Here is an 18,825-nt window from a genome sequence, read left to right on the forward strand (position 1 = left end):
GACGTCGCGGATGTCGTTGCCTTCCTGGCCGGGCCGAAAGGGTGCTGGCTAACTGGGAAAAACCTCTGGGCCGGGGGCGGGTGGGCCTGATCCCCGGCCTGGGCCGCCCGGCAGCCGGCCGGGCGCCCCGACCGGTCACGCCGTGAGGCCCAGGGCGGCCAGGCGGACGGGATCGGTGAGGATGTCCAGCGCGGTGATGCGGCCCCCGCGGACGGTGAACGACATGACCGACAGCGGACGGCCCTCGGCGAAGGACACCACCCCGGGCGAGCCGTTGACCAGCACGATCCGGCCCTCGGCGGCGAAGCGGGCGAACGTGATCGCCTGCGAGGCGACGTCCGCCGCACCACGGCGCAGCGCGCTCGGGACCAGCGTGCCGCCGTCCGACCGGGCCACCACGTCCGGGTCGAGCACGGTCAACAGGGCGTCGAAGTCGCCGCCCCGGGCGGCGCTCAGGAAGGCCTCCACCACCGTGCGCTTGCGGGCGTTGTCGGAGTCCGCGGCAGGGGTCGCGCCCTGGACCCGGCGGCGGGCGCGGCTGGCCAGCTGCCGGGTGGAGGCGGAGGTGCGGCCCAGCACCTCGGCGATCCCGTCGAAGGGCACCTCGAACATGTCGTGCAGCACGAAGGCCACCCGCTCCGCCGGGGAGAGCGTCTCCAGCACCACCATCAGCGCGATCCCGACCGAGTCCGCGACCAGGACCCCGTGCACCGGGTCCAGCGCCGACAGCCCGCCGACCACCGGGTCCGGCAGCCGCACCCGGTCCTCCTGCTCGGGCATCGGGTCCTCCCGGCGGGAGGCGCGGGAGCGCAACTGGTCCAGGCAGACCCGGCCGACGACCGTGGTGAGCCAGGCCCCGAGGTTGCGCACCCCGCCCGCGTCACTGCGGCCCAGCTTCAGCCAGGCCTCCTGGACGGCGTCCTCGGCCTCGGCGATCGACCCGAGCATCCGGTAGGCCACCGCCCGCAGTTGGGGGCGCTCCGCCTCGAAACGCCGGGCCAGTTCGGCCAGTTCGGCGGGCTCGGCCGGTTCGGCGGGTTCGGCCGGCTCGGCCGGGGGGTTTTCCTCGCTCACCCTGTCACATCCTCGCGTCGGGATCCGTCGGTCCAGTGACGGACGCTAACCGACCGGGAGGACACCATGACCACCACCCGCACCACCGCCACCACCACCATCGAGGAGCCCGCCGGCACCACCTGGTGGCCCCCGGCACCCCGCCGCCCCGCCGCGCGAGAATGGGGCTCGTGAGCACCTCCCGGACCACCTCCTGGACCACCTTCGGCGGCGACCTGCACCTGGACCTCACCGAGCGGCGGGCCGCCGGCGCCGGACTGCGGGCCGCCCTGGAGGACGCGCTGCGCGAGGCCGTCCAGGACGGGCGGCTCGCCCCCGGCACCCGGCTGCCGTCCTCCCGGGCGCTCGGCGAGGACCTCGGGATCGCCCGCAACACCGTGGTCGAGGCGTACGGCCAGCTCACCGCGGAAGGCTGGCTCAGCTCCCGGCAGGGCTCCGGAACCACCGTCGCCCGACGGGCCGCGCCGGAGCCGCCCCAGGGCCGGCGGCCGGCCCCCCGACCGTCGCCGGGGCGCCCGACCGCCCGGTACGACCTGATGTCCGGACGGCCCGACCTCTCGCTCTTCCCCCGCACCGCCTGGCTCGCCGCCGCCCGCCGCGCCCTCGCCACCGCACCGCACGAGGCCCTCGACTACGGCAGCCCACTCGGCCGGATCGAACTGCGGCAGGCGCTCACCCACTACCTGGCCCGGGTCCGCGGCGTCCGCACCGACCCCGACCACCTGCTCGTCTGCACCGGCGTCACCCAGGGCCTCGGCCTGCTCTGCGCCGCCCTGCGGGAACGCGGCGCCCGCGCTCTGGCCGTCGAGGAGTACGGGCTGCCGCCGCAGCACGCGGTCGCCCGGGCCGCCGGGCTCGCCACCGCCCCGGTGCCGCTGGACGCGGACGGCGCCCTGGTGGACCGGCTCGACAGCCGGGCGGGCGCCGTCCTGCTCACCCCGGCCCACCAGTACCCCACCGGCGCGGCGCTCTCCGCCGACCGGCGGGCGGCGGCGGTGCGGTGGGCGCGGGAGCACGACCGGTACGTCGTCGAGGACGACTACGACGGCGAGTTCCGCTACGACCGGCAGCCGCTCGGCGCCATGCAGGCGCTGGACCCGGAGCGGGTGGTGTACGCCGGAACGGCCGCCAAGAGCCTCGCACCGGGCCTGCGGCTGGCCTGGCTGGCCCTGCCGGACGCGCTGGTCGAGCCGGTCGCCCGGCTCAAGTCGCTGGCCGACACGATGTCCCCGGTGCTGGACCAGCTGACGCTGGCGGAACTGATCACCTCCGGCACCTACGACCGCCACGTGCGGCGCTGCCGCCTGCACTACCGGCGCCGGCGCGACCACCTGGTCTCGGCGCTCGCCGAACACGCCCCGCACGTCCGGGTCACCGGCATCGCGGCCGGCCTGCACGCCGTGCTCCAGCTGCCGCCCGGCTCCACCCCGGAGGCCGAACTCGTCGCCCGTGCCCAGCAGGCCGGCCTCTCCCTCGGCGGCCTCACCCGGCACCGCGTCGCCCCGGCCACCGCCGAAGCCCCGCCCGCCCTGGTCATCGGCTACGCCACCCCGCCGGAGCACGCCTTCGCCGGGGCCGTCCGGGCCCTGTGCGAGCTGCTGCGCGGGGCGTGAGCGGGGCGGGCGGTAGGCCGGGCCGGGCCGGTGAAGCCGGGGCCCCGCCGCCGGGGTCGGCCGGCGGGGCCGGTTCGGGGAGGTGGTCCGCCCGCCTCCCTCGGGGGTGGGGGCGGGCGGACGGTCAGGGGTTCGAACTACTTGTTGCGGCTGCCCAGTTCGAACAGGAGGATGATGAAGCCGGCGAAGATGTGGATGCCGGCCGTGTAGATCACCAGGCGGTGGTAGACGCGCTTGTTGGCCCACTTGCCGGCGTCCATGGTCTTCGGACCCGCGGCGGTGTCGGCGGCACCGGCCGGGGTGGCGGTGGTGGTGGGATCGGCCATGGTGATCTCCTCCGGGGTGTTCTGACGGCTGGTCAGTGAACGGCGGCGGGGCCGCCGCCGAGGCAGAGTTCGCCGCCGGGGCTCTGCAGCAGGGTGTGGACGAAGAGCAGTTCGACGCCGCTGTCCGACTCCGCGGCGATGCAGTGCGGCGTGAGCGAGTCGTAGTGGGCGGAGTCGCCCACCCCGAGCTGGTGGACGCGGTCGCCGAGGGTGACCCGGAGCGCGCCCTTCAGGACGTACAGCCACTCCTCGCCCGGGTGGACCCGGACCACCGAGTCCTGCACGCCCGGCGGGACGTGCACCCGCAGGGCCTGCATGGCGCGGCCGGGGGCGCCGGCCCGCCGGTAGCCCCAGCCGCCGGCCCGGCCGGGCTCGATGGCGCCGCCGCGGACGATCGGGTCCGGCTCGGCGAGGGTCTCGCCGAGCAGGCCGGAGACCGAGGTCCCGTACGCGCGGGCGAGGCCGAGCAGGACGGGCAGCGAGGGCTGCCGTCGGCCGGTCTCCAGTCGGGACAGATAGGCTGGGGAGAGTCCGACCCGTCCGGCGGCCACCTCCAGCGTGAGGCGACTGCTGAGCCGGTGCTCACGGAGGCGGGCGGCGAGGCCGGCGACCTCCTGGTCGTCGAGCTGTTCGCCGGTCGTGGCGGCACCGGTGGAGCTGCTGGTCATGTGTCCAGTGGACACCCGGCGTGCCGCAGGGGCAAGAAATTTGCCTCAGAGGCAAGAGCCCCGGAGGGTCCCGCCCCCGGCGTTCACGGCCGCGGGATGTTCCGCAGATTGCTCCGGGCCAGGTCGATCATGCGCCCGACGCCGCCCGAGAGCACCGTCCGGCCCGCCGCCAGGGCGAAGCCCTTCAGCTGGGCGGCGGTGATGTGCGGCGGGACGGACAGCGCGTTGGGGTCGGTGACCACGTCCACCAGGGCCGGACCCGGCCGCTCCAGCGCCTCCGCCAGCACCTCCCGGACCCGGGCCGGCTCGGTGACCCGCTTGGCCTGGATGCCCATCGCCCGGGCGATCCCGGCGTAGTCCACGTCCCCGTTGTCGATCTCGGACTCCGGGTAGCCGGAGACCAGCATCTCCAGCTTGATCATGCCCAGTGCGCCGTTGTTGAAGACCACCGTCTTCACCGGCAGCCGGTGCTTGGCCACCGTGAGCAGCTCGCCGAGCAGCATGCCGATCCCGCCGTCGCCCGCCATCGCGACCACCTGCCGCCCCGGGCAGGCGAGCTGGGCGCCGATCGCGTGCGGGAGGGCGTTGGCCATCGAGCCGTGCAGGAAGGAGCCGATCACCCGGCGGCGGCCGTTGGGCCGGAGGTAGCGGGCGGCCCAGACGTTGTTCATGCCGGTGTCCACGGTGAACACCGCGTCCTCGGCGGCCACCTCGTCCAGCACCGAGGCGACGTACTCGGGGTGGATCGGCAGGTGCTTCTCGATGTCCCGGGTGTACGCGCCGATCACGTCCTCCAGCGCCCGGCAGTGCTTGCGCAGCATCCCGTCCAGGAAGGCGCGGTCCCGGGTGGCGTCCAGCAGCGGCAGCACGGCCCGCAGGGTGGCGGCCACGTCGCCGTGGACGGCCAGGTCGAGCGGGGTGCGGCGGCCGAGCCGGGTGGCGTCGTGGTCGACCTGGACGGTGTGCGCCTGCGGCAGGAAGGAGTCGTACGGGAAGTCGGTGCCGAGCAGCAGCACCAGGTCGGCGGAGTGCAGCGCCTCGTGGCAGGCGCCGTAGCCGAGCAGTCCGCTCATGCCGACGTCGTACGGGTTGTCGAACTGGATCCATTCCTTGCCGCGCAGGGAGTGGCCGATCGGCGCGTTCAGGGCCTGCGCGGCCGCCATCACCTCGGCGTGCGCCGCGCGCACCCCGGCGCCGCAGAACAGGACCACCTTGCGGGCCGCGTTGAGCAGCCGGGCCAGCTCCTGCACCTGGGACCAGGGCGGCGCGGCGACGGCCTCCTCGGTGAGGAAGTGGCTGGTGCCGGTGGGTGCGGCGGCGGTCAGCGCGGCGACGTCCCCGGGGAAGGCGAGCACCGAGACGCCGTGCGAGCCGAGCGCGTGCTGGACGGCGACCCGCAGCAGGCGGGGCAGCTGGGCCGGGGTGGAGAGCATCTCGCACCAGTTGCTGCAGTCGGTGAACACCCGCTCGGGGTGGGTCTCCTGGAAGAAGCCGGTGCCGATCTGCCCGGACGGGATGTGGGAGGCGAGCGCGAGCACGGGCAGGCCGCTGCGCTGGGCGTCGTACAAGCCCTGGATCAGGTGGGTGTTGCCGGGGCCGCAGGACCCGGCGCAGACCGCGAGCCGGCCGGAGAGTTCGGCCTCGGCGGCGGCCGCGAAGGCCCCGGCCTCCTCGTTGCGCACGTGCACCCAGCTGATGCCGTCGGCCCGGCGGATCGCGTCCACCACGGGGTTGAGGCTGTCGCCGACGACGCCGTAGACCCGCTCCACCCCGGCCTGCCGGAGCACTTCCACCATCTGTTCGGCCACGCTCACCACGGCTGTGCTCCTTCGGTCGCCACGGGACACCTGCACCCTCCGCCGGGGAGGTGGCGGGCGCAGCCGGGGCGGGCCGAAGGAGTGAGCGGGGTACGGGCTACTCGGCCGCCAGGTGGTCCTGCTGACCGAGCTTGCCGGCCGCGAGGCCGGCCTGGGGCTGGCGGCGGCCGGGTTCGCGGCCCGGGGGCTGGGCGACCCGCTCCTGCGCGGGCGGGACGGTGGTCGCCAGGGTGACCGGGGAACCGGACTCGACCCGCACCGCCTCACCGTCGTGCCGCAGGTGGAGGACCTCGCCGCGGCGCAGCGTGTACGTCGTGCGCTCATGGGTGATCTCGACGCCGAGCAGGTGCCCGCGCACCAGCAGCGAGAAGCTCAGCCGCATCAGCCCGGACGGCAGCCGCGGCCGGAACGAGAGCGTCTCGCTGTGGTCGCGCAGCCCGCCGAAGCCGGCCACCAGGGCGATGCAGGCCCCGGCGAGCGAGGCCATGTGCAGGCCGTCCCGGGTGTTGCCGCCGAGGTCGTGCAGGTCCATCAGCGCCGCCTCGGCCGTGTAGTCGTAGGCGAGGTCGAGCTGGCCGACCTCGGCGGCGATGACCGCCTGGGTGCAGGCGGAGAGCGAGGAGTCCCGGACGGTCAGCCGCTCGTAGTAGGCGAAGTTGCGGGCCTTCTGCTCGTCGGTGAAGGCGTCGCCGCGGACCTGCATGGCGAGCACCAGGTCGGCCTGCTTGACCACCTGCTTGCGGTACAGGTCGAAGTACGGGAAGTGCAGCAGCAGCGGGTACTTCTCCGGCGGGGTCCGCTCGAAGTCCCAGACCTGGTGGTGGGTGAAGCCGTCGGCCTGCGGGTGGACGCCGAGGTCCTCGTCGTACGGGATGTACATCGCGGCGGCCGCGTCGCGCCAGGCGGCGGTCTCCTCGGTGTCCACGCCGAGCAGCGAGGCCTCGTGCGGGTGGCGGACGGCGGCCTCGGCGGCGGCCCGCAGGTTGCTCTGCGCCATCAGGTTGGTGAAGACGTTGTTGTCCGCGACGGCGCTGTACTCGTCGGGGCCGGTGACGCCCTCGATGCGGAACTTCCCGGACACGTCGTGGTGGCCGAGCGAGCGCCACATCCGGGCGGTCTCGACGAGCAGTTCGAGCCCGTACTCGCGCTCGAACTCGGCGTCGCCGGTGGCCCGGACGTAGCGGGCGACGGCGGCGGCGATGTCGGCGCCGATGTGGAAGGCCGCGGTACCGGCCGGCCAGTACCCGGAGCACTCCTCGCCGCGGATCGTCCGCCACGGGAACACCGCGCCGGACAGGCCGAGTTGGACGGCCCGCTCGCGGGCCAGCGGCAGGGTGGTGTGCCGCCAGCGCAGGGCCTGGTTGACGGCGGCGGGCAGGCAGTAGGTGAGCACCGGCAGGACGAAGGTCTCGGTGTCCCAGAAGCTGTGCCCGTCGTAGCCGGGCCCGGTCAGGCCCTTGGCGGGGATGGCCCGCTCCTCGCTGCGGGCGCCCGCCTGCAGGACGTGGAAGACGGCGAACCGGACGGCCTGCTGGAGCTCGACGTCGCCCTCGATCGCGATGTCGCTGGTCTCCCAGAACTCCTTGAGGAACGCGGCCTGTTCGGCGACCAGCCCGTCCCAGCCGGTGTAGCGGGCGGCGGTCAGCGCGGCCTCCACCTGGTCCCGGACGGCGGGCAGCGAGCGGGTGCCGGACCAGCCGTAGGCGATGAACTTGGTCAGCCGCAGCCGCTGGCCGGCCTTGAGCACGGTGGTGGCGCTGATCCGGCAGTGGTCGGCCTCGGACTCGGCGACGGTGTCGGACTTCTCCGGGCCCTCGATGATGTGGTCCATCCCGGCCGCGACCCGGATGCCGCTGTAGCGGGTGCGGTGCACCAGGACGGCCTTGGTGGCGCTGGCGTGGTGCGCCTCGGGCTGCAGCGGCGCCTCCATCACGGCGGCGGCCCGCGGGTCGCCCTCGGGGCCGCCGGGCAGCTGCTCGTTGGCGACCAGCTCGGACTGGAGCACGATCCGCACCGGGCCGTCCACCGCCTCGACGCTGTACTCGACGGCGGCGATCGCGCGCTGGGTGAGCGAGACCAGCCGGGAGGAGCGCACCTTGATCGTCCGCCCGGCCGGGGAGGTCCACTCGGCCTCGCGGTGCAGCAGGCCCTCGCGGAAGTCCAACCAGCGCTTGTGGCTGACGAGTTCGCCGTAGCGCAGATCGAAGGGCTCGTCGTCCACCAGCAGCCGGATGATCTTGCCGTTGGTCACGTTGATGACGCTCTGGCTGGACTCCGGGTAGCCGTAGCCGCCCTCGCCGTACGGCAGCGGGCGCAGTTCGAAGACACCGTTGAGGTAGGTGCCGGGCAGGCCGTGCGGCTCGCCCTCGTCCAGGTTGGCGCGCAGGCCGATGTGCCCGTTGGACAGCGCGAAGACGGACTCGGCGCGGGCCATCGAGGCCAGGTCGAGGCCCTGTTCGGTGATCTGCCAGGGGTCGATCGCGAAGTTGTCCCCGGGACTCATGCACCCACCTCGCTGCGCTCGGCAGAGGCATTCGCCCACACGCACCTTTCCATGATTCGCTCGCTGCGCTCGCTCATGCACCCACCTCGCCGCGCTCGGCAGAGGCATTCGCCCACACGCGCCTCTCGATGATTCGCTCGCTGCGCCCGCTCACGCTCCCCCCTCCCCCAGGAGCTCGGAGAGGTCCTGGACCACCACGGTCGCGCCGTCCCGGCGCAGTTCGGCGGCCTGGCCGGTGCGGTCCACCCCGACCACCGCGCCGAAGCCGCCGGCCCGGCCGGAGGCGACCCCGGCGAGCGCGTCCTCGAAGACCGCGGCGCGGGCGGGTTCGACGCCGAGGACGCGGGCGGCGTACAGGTAGGTGTCGGGGGCGGGCTTGCCGGGCAGGCCCTCGGCCTTGGCGACGTTGCCGTCCACGATCACCTCGAACAGCTCCTCGATCCCGGCCGCCCGCAGCACGTCGCGGCAGTTGGCGCTGGAGGAGACCACGGCGCTGGGCAGCCCGGCCGCGCGCAGCCGGTGCACGTAGTCCACCGAACCCCGGTACGGCTGGACGCCCCGCTCACGGATCAGCCGCAGCACGGTGTCGTTCTTGGCCCGACTGATCCCTTGCACGGTACGGGAGTTGGGCGGGTCCTCCGGGGTGCCCTCGGGCAGTTCGATGCCCCGGCCGAGCAGGAACGCGCGGGTGCCGTCCAGGCGCGGGCGCCCGTCCACGTAGGTGTCGTAGTCGGTGACGGCGTCGAAGGGGACGAACTGCCCGCCGGTGCGGGCGGCTTCGGCGCGCAGGAAGGCGTCGAAGGTGTCCTTCCAGGCCGCGGCGTGCACCTTCGCGGTCTGGGTGAGCACCCCGTCGAGGTCGAAGAGGAAAGCACGGATGTCGTCCGGTAGCCCCAGCATGGGTGCAGTCTTACCCGGGAACGGGGGGAAGCCGCCCATTTCCCGGCGGCGCGTCGCGGGAAGGGCGGCTTCCGGAGGCCCGGCCGGGACGGGACCGGACGGGGTTACGGCGAGTCGGGCATCTGCGCCTCGGGCGGCTCGACGACCGCGAAGACCGCGCCCTGCGGGTCCTGGACCACCGCCATCCGGCCGGACTGCATGTCGAAGGCCGGCTGGATCACCGAGCCGCCGGCCTTGACCAGGGCGTCCACCGTGGAGTCGGCGCTGTCCACCGAGAAGTAGGTCATCCAGTGCGAGGGCGTGCCGGGCGCCAGGTAGCCGGGGATCGCCTGCATGCCGCCCACCGTGCGGTCGCCGACGTTGAGCGAGAAGTAGCCGTCCATGCCCTGGATGGTGGCCGGGCGCAGCCCGAGGGCCGGCTGGTAGAAGCTGCCGGCCGTCCCGGTGTCGGCGGTGTTGAGCTCGTTCCAGACCAGCGCGCCGGGCTCGTTGACCACGCCGGCGCCGATGAAGTCCATCGCCTGCCAGACCCCGAACACCGCGCCGGTCGGGTCGGCGGCGACCAGCATCCGCCCGATCGTGCCGACGTCCATCGGGTCGTACAGGACGGTGCCGCCGGCCTCCGTGATGGAGGTCCGGGCCGCGTCGGCGTCGTCCGAGGCGAGGTAGGTGGTCCAGGCGACGGGCGGCACCGGCTGCCCCTCGGGCGCCATCTGCGCCATGATCCCGGCGACCGGCCGGCCGTTGAGCAGGCACACGGCGTAGCCGCCGAATTCGGCCGGGCCGACCTCGCCCTGCCAGCCGAACAGGTCGCGGTAGAAGTCGAGCGCGGCCTGCTGGTCGCTCGCCATCAGGTCGACCCAGCACGGGGTGCCGGGCGTGTACGGATCGGTGACTACGGGCATTGCTGGGCCTCCCGGAGGCGGTGGTGGCCGGCTGTGGTGGTCGGGACGACGGCGGTACACCGCCACCATCGGCCCGCCGCCGCGATCCCGCCACCGGACGGCGCCCTGGCGGGCGACCGGCCGCCGGGCCGTCACCGGGCGCCCACGGGGTGCTCACGGAGTGCTCACGGGGCGTCGTGGCGGTGGGCGGTGACGAAGTAGGGCTGCACCTTGCCGCTCTGCGCGTAGTCCTTGAGCCGGACCAGCAGTTCGGCCCAGGTGCCGGCCACCGCCGGGACGCCCTCCTCGCTGCCCGGCTGCCAGCCGCCGTGCCGGAACAGCAGCCGGGTGCGCCCGGACGCGGCGGGCCGGTCCGGGGCGGCGGGGGCCTCGGCGCCCCCCGACCGGTCGGGGGCCGCCGACGGGACACCGGGGGCCGCGTGGACGCCGGGGACCGCGGGCGGCTCGGCCAGGTCCCAGCTGATCCAGGTGCCGGCCCAGTGCGGCGGGAAGGAACCGGCGTTGGTCCACACCACCCGGTCCGGGTCGGCCCGCTCCACCCGCAGCCGGAACGGCTCGGGGACGTCGGGGAAGTCGAACAGCAGGACGTCGCCGTCCCGGTCCACGCCGGTGGTCCACCAGGAGGTCAGCCCGTCGTGCGTGGTGAGCGCGGCGAGCACCACGGCCCGGGGCGCGGCGATGTCGAACTGGAGGGCGATCTCGGGCATGGGTCCGCCTTTCGCGGTGACCGCTGGGTCCCCGCCCGGGGGAGTTCGGCCCCCGGGACGTACGGCCCCAGGCCCACCATGGCACGACCCCCGGGCCCGCGCGCCCCGGAGGACGCCGGCCCGGGGGTCGTCCCCGTGGTACCCGGTGGGTTCGGTCAGCCGCCGCTGCCGTAGCTGGTGTTCGCGCAGATGTCGTCGTCCGCGGAACGGGCGTCGTTGGTGATGGTGGTAGGCAGCGGCTGCGGGGGCGCCGGGACGCCCGGGGTGGCGGCCGTCGCGCCGCCGCCGGCCGGGGCGCCGGTGGCCATCCCCATCGCGGCGGCGAAGTCCTGGCCGGCGATCACCGAGATGCCCCGGGCGCTGCTGGGCTCCAGGCCGGCGCCCGGGAACAGCGCGGCGACCTTCTCGGCGTTCGCCTTCTGCCCGGATCCGTACTCGATCGTGGTGGTCTTGTACTTGGTGCTCGCCGCCTGGCCCGCCGTGCTGGCGGCGAACTTGGCGCCCTTCAACTGCTCGGTCGCCTTGCCGGCCAGGCCGTTGACGCTCGTTCCGTTGTAGACCGCCACCCTGATCGCCGAGTTGGCGGTGTCCGCGGCCGGGGCGGCCGGGGTGGTGGGCGGCGCGGGCTGCTGCGGGGCCGGGCTGGTGCCGTCGGCCGGGGCGTCCGGCTGCTGGCCGGTGGCGTTCTGGCCGTCGATGGTCTGGTCGGCCTTGAGGGTCTCCCAGAGCTTGCCGGCGTCCGCCTGGACCAGGTCGAGGTCCTGGTCCTGGGTGCGGTAACGCCACGGGACCGTCACGAACTTGAGGTCGTGCATGTCGATGTTCTTCAGCGACAGGCCGAAGGAGAGCAGCTTGTCGGCGGAGTCCAGGCCGGGGTCGACGACCAGGGACTTGGTCGCCGCGTCGGCCAGCGGCAGAAGGGTGGTGGGGTTCATCCCATCCTTCTTGATCTTGCTGGCGAGCGAACCGAGGAACGCCTGCTGGCGCTTCATCCGGCCGATGTCCGAGCCGTCGCCGATGCCGTGCCGCAGCCGGACGTAGTCGAGCGCCTTCTGGCCCTCCACGGTCTGCTTGCCCTGCGGAAGGACGAGGTCGCCCTTCTTCTTCAGCTTGGGGTTGATGTCACCCTCGTAGATCGGCTTCGGCAGGCAGATGTCCACGCCGTTGACGGCCGAGGTCATCGAGGCGAAGCCGTTGAAGTCGACCACGAGGGTGTGGTCGACGCGGATGCCGGTGAGCTTCTCCACCGTGTTCTGGGTGCAGGCCGGGTTGCCGTCGTCGCTGCCGCCCATCGAGAACGCGGCGTTGAACAGATCGGTGTTGCCGCCCTTGGTCCACTTGCCGTTGGGCAGCTTGCAGGACGGCAGCTCGACCTTGGCGTTGCGCGGTATCGAGATCCCCACGGCGTGCTTGTGATCGGCGTAGACGTGCAACAGGATCGTGGTGTCCGAACGGGCGCCGCCGTCCTCGCCGCCGCCGAGGTCCGCGTTGTTCTTGCCGCGGCTGTCCGAACCGATCAGCAGGATGTTGACCGGCTTGTTGCCGTCCGCGTCGGCCTTCGCCTCCGGAGGGCGGTTGCGGGCTATCGCGTCGGCGTCGAAGGACTTGATGTTGGCGTTCAGCTTGAGGTAGATCGCGCCGCCGACGCCGGCGATGACCACCAGCACGCCCGCCGTCGACCAGGCGACGATCTTCTTCACGTTCTTCTTGGGCTTGGCGCTCTTGCGGGCGGCGGCCCGGCCACCACCCGCCGACGCGGCCTCCGCCTTCCCGCCGCCGCCACCGCCGCGTCCGCCCTTGCCCTGGGCGGCGCGACGGGCCTCCGCCCGGCCGCCGGCACGCGGGGAGGGCACGGAGCCCGCGGCGTCTTCCGTCGCGGGCACGCCTTCGCCCCGAGCCGGGCTCTCGCCCCTCCGACCTGACATGCGCGTACCTTTCACCGACGGAAGCGACGCCCCTGACGATCCGGCGCGCCGCACACAGAGAGACGGTCCGGACCGTTCCCAGGTTGCACATACGACCGTCACCACTAACCGACGATCGTGGCTTCCGATCATATTTAGGCCCGACACGATCACCGACCTCCGGCCCGGAGGCAATCCCACCAATCAACGGACAACATCCAGACAGAACAGCCGAAATCGCCCGATTCCAGCGTGACTCACGCCACTGTGCGACGTCCCGCCCCCCGACCGCTCCGGAGCTCGCCGCACTCCCCCGCGGCCCGCGCCGCGTGGAGATCCGCGATGCGCCGCACACGGGTGTCATGAGCGCAACGAACTGTTACAGTGCCGAATGTTTCGTGATTTCCGAACCGGCCGCCCGAGACACCGCGCTATGGAGACGTCACCGTCGGCCCGCCCGAACGCCGGCACCCCCCGTGTCCGCCGACAACGAGCGGCCCGGCAAGCACAACCCGCCCTCCCGGGCCCCGCGAAGACCCCCCTCGGCTCCGGTCGACACCCACCCGGCCACCGGCCCGGGTCCGGGTGTCGGCCGTTTCTTTCGGGCGCCCGCCCCACCGCGGCGGCACCGCGGCACACCGGACCGGCGACGCCCGGCGCGAAATGTCGGGCCGTCAGAATTCGCCCCGGCGCAAGGAGATCACCCGCCGCCCGGGCCGCACCACGCCGCCACCAGCACCACTCACCGTCACCGTCACCGTCACCGTCACCGTCACCGTCACCGAAGGAACGGAAACCGATCACGAGATGTCAACCGCGCAGGCGATCCCCCTCCGCCGCATCGAGGGGTTCCGCAACTTCTGGCTCTCCCGCGCCGTTTCCGGCCTCGGGTCCGCCATCACCACCGTGGCGCTCCCCGTCCTGGTCTTCCAGGAGAGCGGGTCGCCGCTGCTGGTCTCCCTGGTCGCGGCCGCCGGAACGCTGCCCTACCTGGCCTTCGGCCTGATCGCGGGCGCCGTCGCGGACCGCGTGGACCGCCGCACCCTGATGATCGCCACCGACTGGCTCAACGCCCTCTGCCTCGCCACCGTGCCCCTGGCCTGGGCCCTGGGGGCGCTGACGGCATGGCACGTCATGCTGGTGGCGTTCCTGTCCGCCGGCCTCGCCCTGTTCTTCGACGCGGGCGTCTACGGCTTCGTCCCCGACATCGTCGGGAAGGAGGGCCTGACCCAGGCCAACAGCGCCCTCTACGGGGCGGAGACCGTCGTCCGCATCGTCGGCAACGCCGTGGCGGGCGGCCTCATCGCGCTGTTCCGCCCGGCCGGCACGCTCGCCCTCGACGCCCTGAGCTTCGCCGTGTCGGCGCTGTTCATCAGGGCGGTCGTCAACGTCGCGCCGCGGACCGCCGCCCCGGGCACCGAGCGACCGGGCTTCAAGGAGTCCATAGGCCAGGGGCTGCGGTTCCTGGCGGGCCACCCCACGCTGCGGATCATGACCGTGGTCGGCACCCTCCAGTCGTTCTCCGGCGGCGCCATCGTCGGCCAGCTGGTCGTCTTCGCCGACCGCGCGCTGGGCATCCACGGCTCCGACGGACGGATCGGCCTGCTCTACATGGCCTGGAGCGCCGGCGGCATCGGCGGCTCCCTGCTGCTGCCCCGGCTGCGGCGGCGCTTCGAGGCCTTCCCGCTGCTCCTCGGCGTGCTGCCGGTCGGGGCGCTGCTCGGCCTCGTCGTCGTCCTCACCTCGAACTGGCTGGTCGCGCTGGTGGCCCTGGCCGTGTGGGGAACGGCGTACCTCGTCGTCCTGGTGAACACGATGACCTACTCCCAGGAGGTGACGCCGCCCGAGCTCCAGGGCCGCGTCAACACCACCCGCCGGATGCTGTCCTCGGGCCTGGGCGTCCCGCTCGGCGCGCTGGTGGCCAGCAGCATCACCGTCTCCGTCGGCATCCAGGCCGGGATGGCCACGGCGGTGGCCTCGATCGCGCTCGCGGCCGTGATCGTCTGGACGGTCCGGCTGCGCCGGGCGTTCGGCCCGGCCGCCGGGGCCTGAGACCCGGTCCGGACGACGGGCAGGGCCCGGGCCGCGCCCGCTCTGTCGGGCGGGTGCGGCACGGGCCCGCGGACCGTCCCGGGCTCAGCGGCCGGGCGGCTTCCCCTCGAAGCGTCGGCCTATCCAGCCGAAGAAGGCGTCGGCGACCCTGCCGAGTTCCGGCTCGGGCATCACCGTGAAGCCGCCGTGAGCGGTGCTCCACTCGTTGAGGACCGGACCGGAGTCCGTCATCAGCCAGTCCACGCAGATCCACTCGGCCCGCAGGTCCCGGGCGATGCGGGCGCACTGGTCCGCGACCTGGTCGTGGTCCCGGTTCACCTCCACGGACCCGCCCTGGCTGACGCTCGCCAGGTAGCCGCCGGGGCGGGGGCGGCGGGTCAGCGAGGAGACGACCTCGCCGTCGGCCATGAAGACGCGCATGTCGCCGGAGTGCGGGATCAGCGGCTGCACCAGGTACCCGCCGACGGCCTGGGCGACGAGGTCGACCACCGCGCCGAGCTGCTGCTCGGAGTCGACCCGCAGCACGCCGTAACCGCCGGTCAGTTCACGGGGCTTGACGATGTAGGGGCCGTCGCCGAGCCCGCGCCGCACCTCCCCGAGCACCCGCCGGGCGTACCTGCCGGGCGGCACGGCGACGGTGTCCGCGGTCCGGATGCCCAGGCCGGCGGCGTGCTGGAGCTGCGCGAGCTTGTCGCGCTCCAGGTAGTCGGGGCCGGTGTACGAGCGGTTGAGCAGGACGGAGTCGCTCGCCTCGATGGTGCGGTAGACGGCCCGCAGCGCCTGGAGGCCCTGCGGGTCGGTGGCCATGTCCTCGACGATGAAGCACTGCCGCCGCTCCAGCAGGTCCTCGTCGCCGTGGCGCAGGACCGGCCTGCCACCCACGCAGGACGGCACCAGTTCGGTGGCGCTGATCACCCGGAAGTCGAGGCCGCGGGGCCGGGAGAGCGCCGAGTAGCGCCGGGTGATGCCCCGTTCGAACGCCTCGACCCCCGCGGGGTCGAGGTCCTCGGACTGGTAGATCCAGGTGATCACGGGATTCGTCGTGGGACGCGGCATGATGCGCTCTCCTCGCGCTGTGGTGTCCGGTGGTCGGCGTCGAACGGGTGCCCGGAGCGGGGGCCTCAGGACGTCCGGGACCCGGGCAGCCGGGACCAGAGGAAGTAGTAGTCCTCGCGGCCCTCGCCGCATCCGAAGGCGCCGACGACCTCCAGGCCGGCCTTCCCGACCATCTCCGTGAAGTCCTCCGGGGCGGAGAACCGGTGGTTCTCCTGGATGAGGACCGAGCCGCCGGGCCGCAGCCGCTCGGCCGCCGCGTCGTAGAAGGCACCGTGGATGGCCCAGTCGGTGTCCTTCCAGATCAGCGGCGAGTGGGAACGCTGGTAGTCCGAGGCGGCCGCGTCCTGGTTGACGTGCGGCGGGTTGCCGACCATCAGGTCCCAGCGGAGGTCCGCCGGCACGTCGTCGAAGCCGTCGGAGAGGTGGAAGCGGGCGCGGCCGCGCAGACCGTTCTCGGCGATGGTCCGCTCGACCGCGTCCCCGGCGGCGGGGTTCACGTCGCCCAGGTCGACCGAATCGCACAGGCCGGCCGCCAGCAGGGAGAAGCCGATGAACCCGGGGCCGGCGCACCACTCGAAGACCGATCCGACCCGGCCGAACCGGGACCGGACGAACGGCTCGTACGCCCGGCCGAAGGTGTTGCCGCCGCCGTCGAGTTCGGCCGTGTAGGACACGGACACCGGGCCGTAGTCGGCACGCGAGTAGGTCGTCATGTCGTCCTCCTGGGGAGAGTCGCGGGGGTCAGCGGAGCGCGAACGCCACGTTCGACAGGGCTCCGTGGCCGTGGATGCTGACCACGCCGTCCCGGTCGGGCGGGAGGTAGCGCACCATGCAGCCGGCGGCCCGCCCGTCGAACAGGAAGGGGCTGAAGACCGGCACCACCTCGGCCTGGTGGCTGCCGGATCCGTCCGAACCGGCGAACTCCATCCGGTACGGCACGGGTTCCACCCACTCCTGGACGATGTGGTCCCGCGCCGCGGCGGCCGCGGTCACCGCCGCCCGCCAGGCCTGCGGCGGGCACGAGCGGCCCACCAGGACCTGCTGCCCGCTCATCCCGATGGCGGGCTTCAGCACGAACTCCTCCTGGCGCTCCAGGAGCAGTTCCGGGAGCGGCACGGTCCGGCCGTGCCGCTCGACGGGCCGGTCCCCGACCACGCGGGTCCACGGCAGGTAGCGCTCGACGGTCCGCCGGTCCCGGTCCGTCATCCACGGCCGCCCCTCGGACACCCAGCCGAGCACCTTCTTGTTGGCGATCAGGTACGCGGTCTGGCTCGCGATCAACCGCACGCCGGCGTCCAGGGCCGTCCGCACCGGCCCGAGGTCGATGCCGTGGCCGAGCCATTCGAGGATCGTGAAGTGGCGCAGCCCGAGCCGGTAGCGGGGTTCTCCCGGCAGGCCGAGTCCGTCGAGCAGGTCCTCCGGCTCGAACGTCTCGGCCGCCAGGCCGCGGCGGCGCAGCGACTCCTCCTGGATCTCGAAGTAGCGGCTGGGGGGACCGCCGAAGTCCCGGAGCGTGCCGACGATCGCGACCGCGGGCTCGACGCCCAGGGCCCGGACGGCGCGCACGAAGAGCTCGTCGCGCACCGCGAGCGGATCGACCGCGTCGAAGGGCATCCGCTCCGGGCCGCCGAACGCCGCCACCCACGCGGCGGTGTGCAGTGCCGTGTCCACCACCCCGCCGATGCCGGAGCCGATGTTGAACTCCAGGAATTTGGGGCCGGAGGCGCCCACCATGACGTCGGGCCGGGCGATGCAGGTGGCGTAGTCCTCCTCGGCCGGGCCGTCCATGACGAGGGGGTACATCCGCTCGTCGGCACCGAGCGCGGCGATCCGGCCGGCCGCCGTCGGAGCGCGCTCCAGCAGCGTGCGGCGCAGCAGCGCCAGCAGGTCGGCGGTGGCGGTGAACAGCTCGTCGTAGGAGGAACGCGGCAGCATGACGGGCCGCAGGGACGACGCGACCGGCACCACCCGGGCGTACTCGCCGTCCTCCACCCGGGCCAGTTCCCTTTGGACGGCGGGCAGTTCGAGCCGGTTGTCGAGCGGCGGCGGCGCGGTGCCGTACCACGGGGCGGTCATCTGCGGGCCCTTCCGGCGGGCCCGCGCGCCGCGCCGGCGAGGAATGCGTCGAGGTCCACCTCGCGCACCCCCGCCACTCCCGGGGACTTGGCGGAGTAGTCGAGCCGGGGGGCACGCCGCGCGTCGCGGAAGTAGACCGCCTCCAGGGTCCCGTCCGTCCGCTCGGCCAGGACCGGATTGGCGACCAGGTAGTCCCGCACCTCCGGCGTGTCGGCGCGGACCTGCAGCCAGAGCCGCTTGGCGCCGAAGTGGTTGGGCGGCGGCAGCACGCTGGTTCCGAACCGCCGCTTCCACTGGTAGGTGCCCTTGCTGACGAAGGGTTCGGTGCCCTGGAAGTCGAGGCGGCGCACGCCGTGGCGGGCGCACCAGTCGATGAGGAAGTGGTAGATCGCCTTGAAGGCGCCGCTGTCGTAGTGCTCCCGCGCGCCGTCGACCACGCCCAGCAGGCGCAGGGTCATCGTCCCCGATGCCCGGTCCCAGTGGCAGAGCGCTCCGCCGATCGGTTCGCCGTCCTGCCGCAGGACGAACATCCGGCCGCCGCGGAAGAGGCACTCGTAGGAGACGTCCTTGGTCTCGGTGCGCTCCCGGTCCCCGTGGCGCTGGAACATGGTGGGGCGGTAGAGCCGGTCGTAGAAGTGGTCGAACCAAGCCGGGTCGCGGCTGAGCCCCCAGGTCCAGGCGTGGTCGCGCAGGTCGTGCTTGAACTGCTGGCGCTCGCGCTTGGAGATGCGCTGCCGGACGGTGTCGGGGTCCGCGTCGAAGTCGATCACGAAGTGCACCCGCATCGGCACGATGAGGGAGGCCTCGCGCGGCAGCGCGCGGGCGCGCTCGGCGCTCGTACCGACGATGACGATGTCCGCGTCGGGCAGCCGGGCGGGGTCCCGGAGGGCCGCTCCGGTGAGCCGGCCGGTCCGGCGCCGGACGCCGTGGACGTCGGCGTCGCGTCGGAGCTCGGTGAACTCCAGGGTGTACGCGAGGCCTTCGGCGAGGCCCGCGTAGCTCACCGACAGTCCCCCGGCCTCCGAGCGGACGGCCGGGAAGCCGGCCCCGTCCCGGGTGTCCCAGGCGGTCCGTGCGGTGGTCAGGACCCGGTTGCCGCTGTTGCGCCAGTGGTAACCGGTGTGCATGCGCAGCCGCTGGTGCGGCGTGGCGCGCGGGGGCGGGACGGCAGGGACCACGGGGCTATCACCTCGGCGGGTCGTCGGTGGCGAGCGGGTCGTCTGT

15 protein-coding genes are annotated in these 18,825 nt (G+C 73.6%); 2 read left to right on the top strand and 13 right to left on the bottom strand.

The features are described from left to right. Positions 1–135 precede the first annotated feature (135 nt). The gene (locus tag ACFVGO_RS30235; protein ID WP_380635195.1) at positions 136–1,011 is read right to left on the bottom strand and encodes a sigma-70 family RNA polymerase sigma factor; all 876 of its coding nucleotides are present in this window, start codon (positions 1,009–1,011) and stop codon (positions 136–138) included. A 233-nt stretch (positions 1,012–1,244) separates the two neighbouring features. Here ACFVGO_RS30235 and ACFVGO_RS30240 point away from each other — a divergent pair, with 233 nt between their 5' ends. After that, a complete protein-coding gene (locus tag ACFVGO_RS30240) occupies positions 1,245–2,687 on the top strand; it encodes a PLP-dependent aminotransferase family protein (RefSeq protein ID WP_380635174.1) in 1,443 nt (480 codons plus the stop codon). A 137-nt stretch (positions 2,688–2,824) separates the two neighbouring features. Here ACFVGO_RS30240 and ACFVGO_RS30245 read toward each other — a convergent pair whose 3' ends face one another. The 8 genes from ACFVGO_RS30245 to ACFVGO_RS30280 form a co-directional block, all read right to left on the bottom strand. After that, positions 2,825–3,013, bottom strand: coding sequence for a DUF6126 family protein (locus tag ACFVGO_RS30245; RefSeq protein WP_359897927.1), 189 nt, complete (start codon positions 3,011–3,013; stop codon positions 2,825–2,827). A gap of 32 nt (positions 3,014–3,045) precedes the next feature. Further along, complete coding sequence (locus ACFVGO_RS30250) at positions 3,046–3,681, bottom strand: XRE family transcriptional regulator (RefSeq protein ID WP_359897928.1); 636 nt, start codon at positions 3,679–3,681, stop codon at positions 3,046–3,048. An 83-nt stretch (positions 3,682–3,764) separates the two neighbouring features. Next, a complete protein-coding gene (locus ACFVGO_RS30255; protein ID WP_380635197.1) occupies positions 3,765–5,477 on the bottom strand; it encodes a pyruvate dehydrogenase in 1,713 nt (570 codons plus the stop codon). A gap of 118 nt (positions 5,478–5,595) precedes the next feature. Beyond that, positions 5,596–8,001, bottom strand: a complete 2,406-nt coding sequence (locus tag ACFVGO_RS30260; protein ID WP_380635177.1) for a glycoside hydrolase family 65 protein — start codon at positions 7,999–8,001, stop codon at positions 5,596–5,598. A 150-nt stretch (positions 8,002–8,151) separates the two neighbouring features. Continuing rightward, positions 8,152–8,901, bottom strand: a complete 750-nt coding sequence (locus tag ACFVGO_RS30265) for an HAD family hydrolase (RefSeq protein WP_380635179.1) — start codon at positions 8,899–8,901, stop codon at positions 8,152–8,154. A gap of 104 nt (positions 8,902–9,005) precedes the next feature. Beyond that, positions 9,006–9,806 (bottom strand): VOC family protein, encoded by an 801-nt coding sequence (locus tag ACFVGO_RS30270; RefSeq protein WP_359897932.1) that lies wholly within the window; start codon positions 9,804–9,806, stop codon positions 9,006–9,008. Between the two features lie 164 nt (positions 9,807–9,970). Continuing rightward, positions 9,971–10,513 (bottom strand): SRPBCC domain-containing protein, encoded by a 543-nt coding sequence (locus ACFVGO_RS30275; RefSeq protein ID WP_380635182.1) that lies wholly within the window; start codon positions 10,511–10,513, stop codon positions 9,971–9,973. Positions 10,514–10,668: 155 nt separating this feature from the next. Next, positions 10,669–12,396, bottom strand: coding sequence for an LCP family protein (locus ACFVGO_RS30280; protein ID WP_380357951.1), 1,728 nt, complete (start codon positions 12,394–12,396; stop codon positions 10,669–10,671). 828 nt (positions 12,397–13,224) lie between these two features. Here ACFVGO_RS30280 and ACFVGO_RS30285 point away from each other — a divergent pair. Further along, positions 13,225–14,469, top strand: a complete 1,245-nt coding sequence (locus ACFVGO_RS30285) for an MFS transporter (RefSeq protein ID WP_359897935.1) — start codon at positions 13,225–13,227, stop codon at positions 14,467–14,469. Positions 14,470–14,553: 84 nt separating this feature from the next. Here the strand turns inward: ACFVGO_RS30285 and ACFVGO_RS30290 are convergent, their stop codons facing one another. The 4 genes from ACFVGO_RS30290 to ACFVGO_RS30305 form a co-directional block, all read right to left on the bottom strand. Then, complete coding sequence (locus tag ACFVGO_RS30290) at positions 14,554–15,525, bottom strand: hypothetical protein (protein ID WP_359897936.1); 972 nt, start codon at positions 15,523–15,525, stop codon at positions 14,554–14,556. A 65-nt stretch (positions 15,526–15,590) separates the two neighbouring features. Beyond that, positions 15,591–16,238: a methyltransferase gene (locus ACFVGO_RS30295; RefSeq protein WP_359897937.1), complete on the bottom strand. Its 648-nt coding sequence runs from the start codon at positions 16,236–16,238 to the stop codon at positions 15,591–15,593. A gap of 28 nt (positions 16,239–16,266) precedes the next feature. Beyond that, complete coding sequence (locus ACFVGO_RS30300) at positions 16,267–17,601, bottom strand: hypothetical protein (protein ID WP_380635186.1); 1,335 nt, start codon at positions 17,599–17,601, stop codon at positions 16,267–16,269. Next, a complete protein-coding gene (locus ACFVGO_RS30305) occupies positions 17,598–18,779 on the bottom strand; it encodes a hypothetical protein (protein WP_359897941.1) in 1,182 nt (393 codons plus the stop codon). Before ACFVGO_RS30305 ends, ACFVGO_RS30300 begins: the two co-directional genes overlap by 4 nt. Positions 18,780–18,825: the final 46 nt, after the last annotated feature.

Source organism: Kitasatospora sp. NPDC057738 (assembly GCF_042798815.1).
In the GTDB taxonomy this organism is placed as follows: Bacteria; Actinomycetota; Actinomycetes; order Streptomycetales; family Streptomycetaceae; genus Kitasatospora; species Kitasatospora lactacystinica.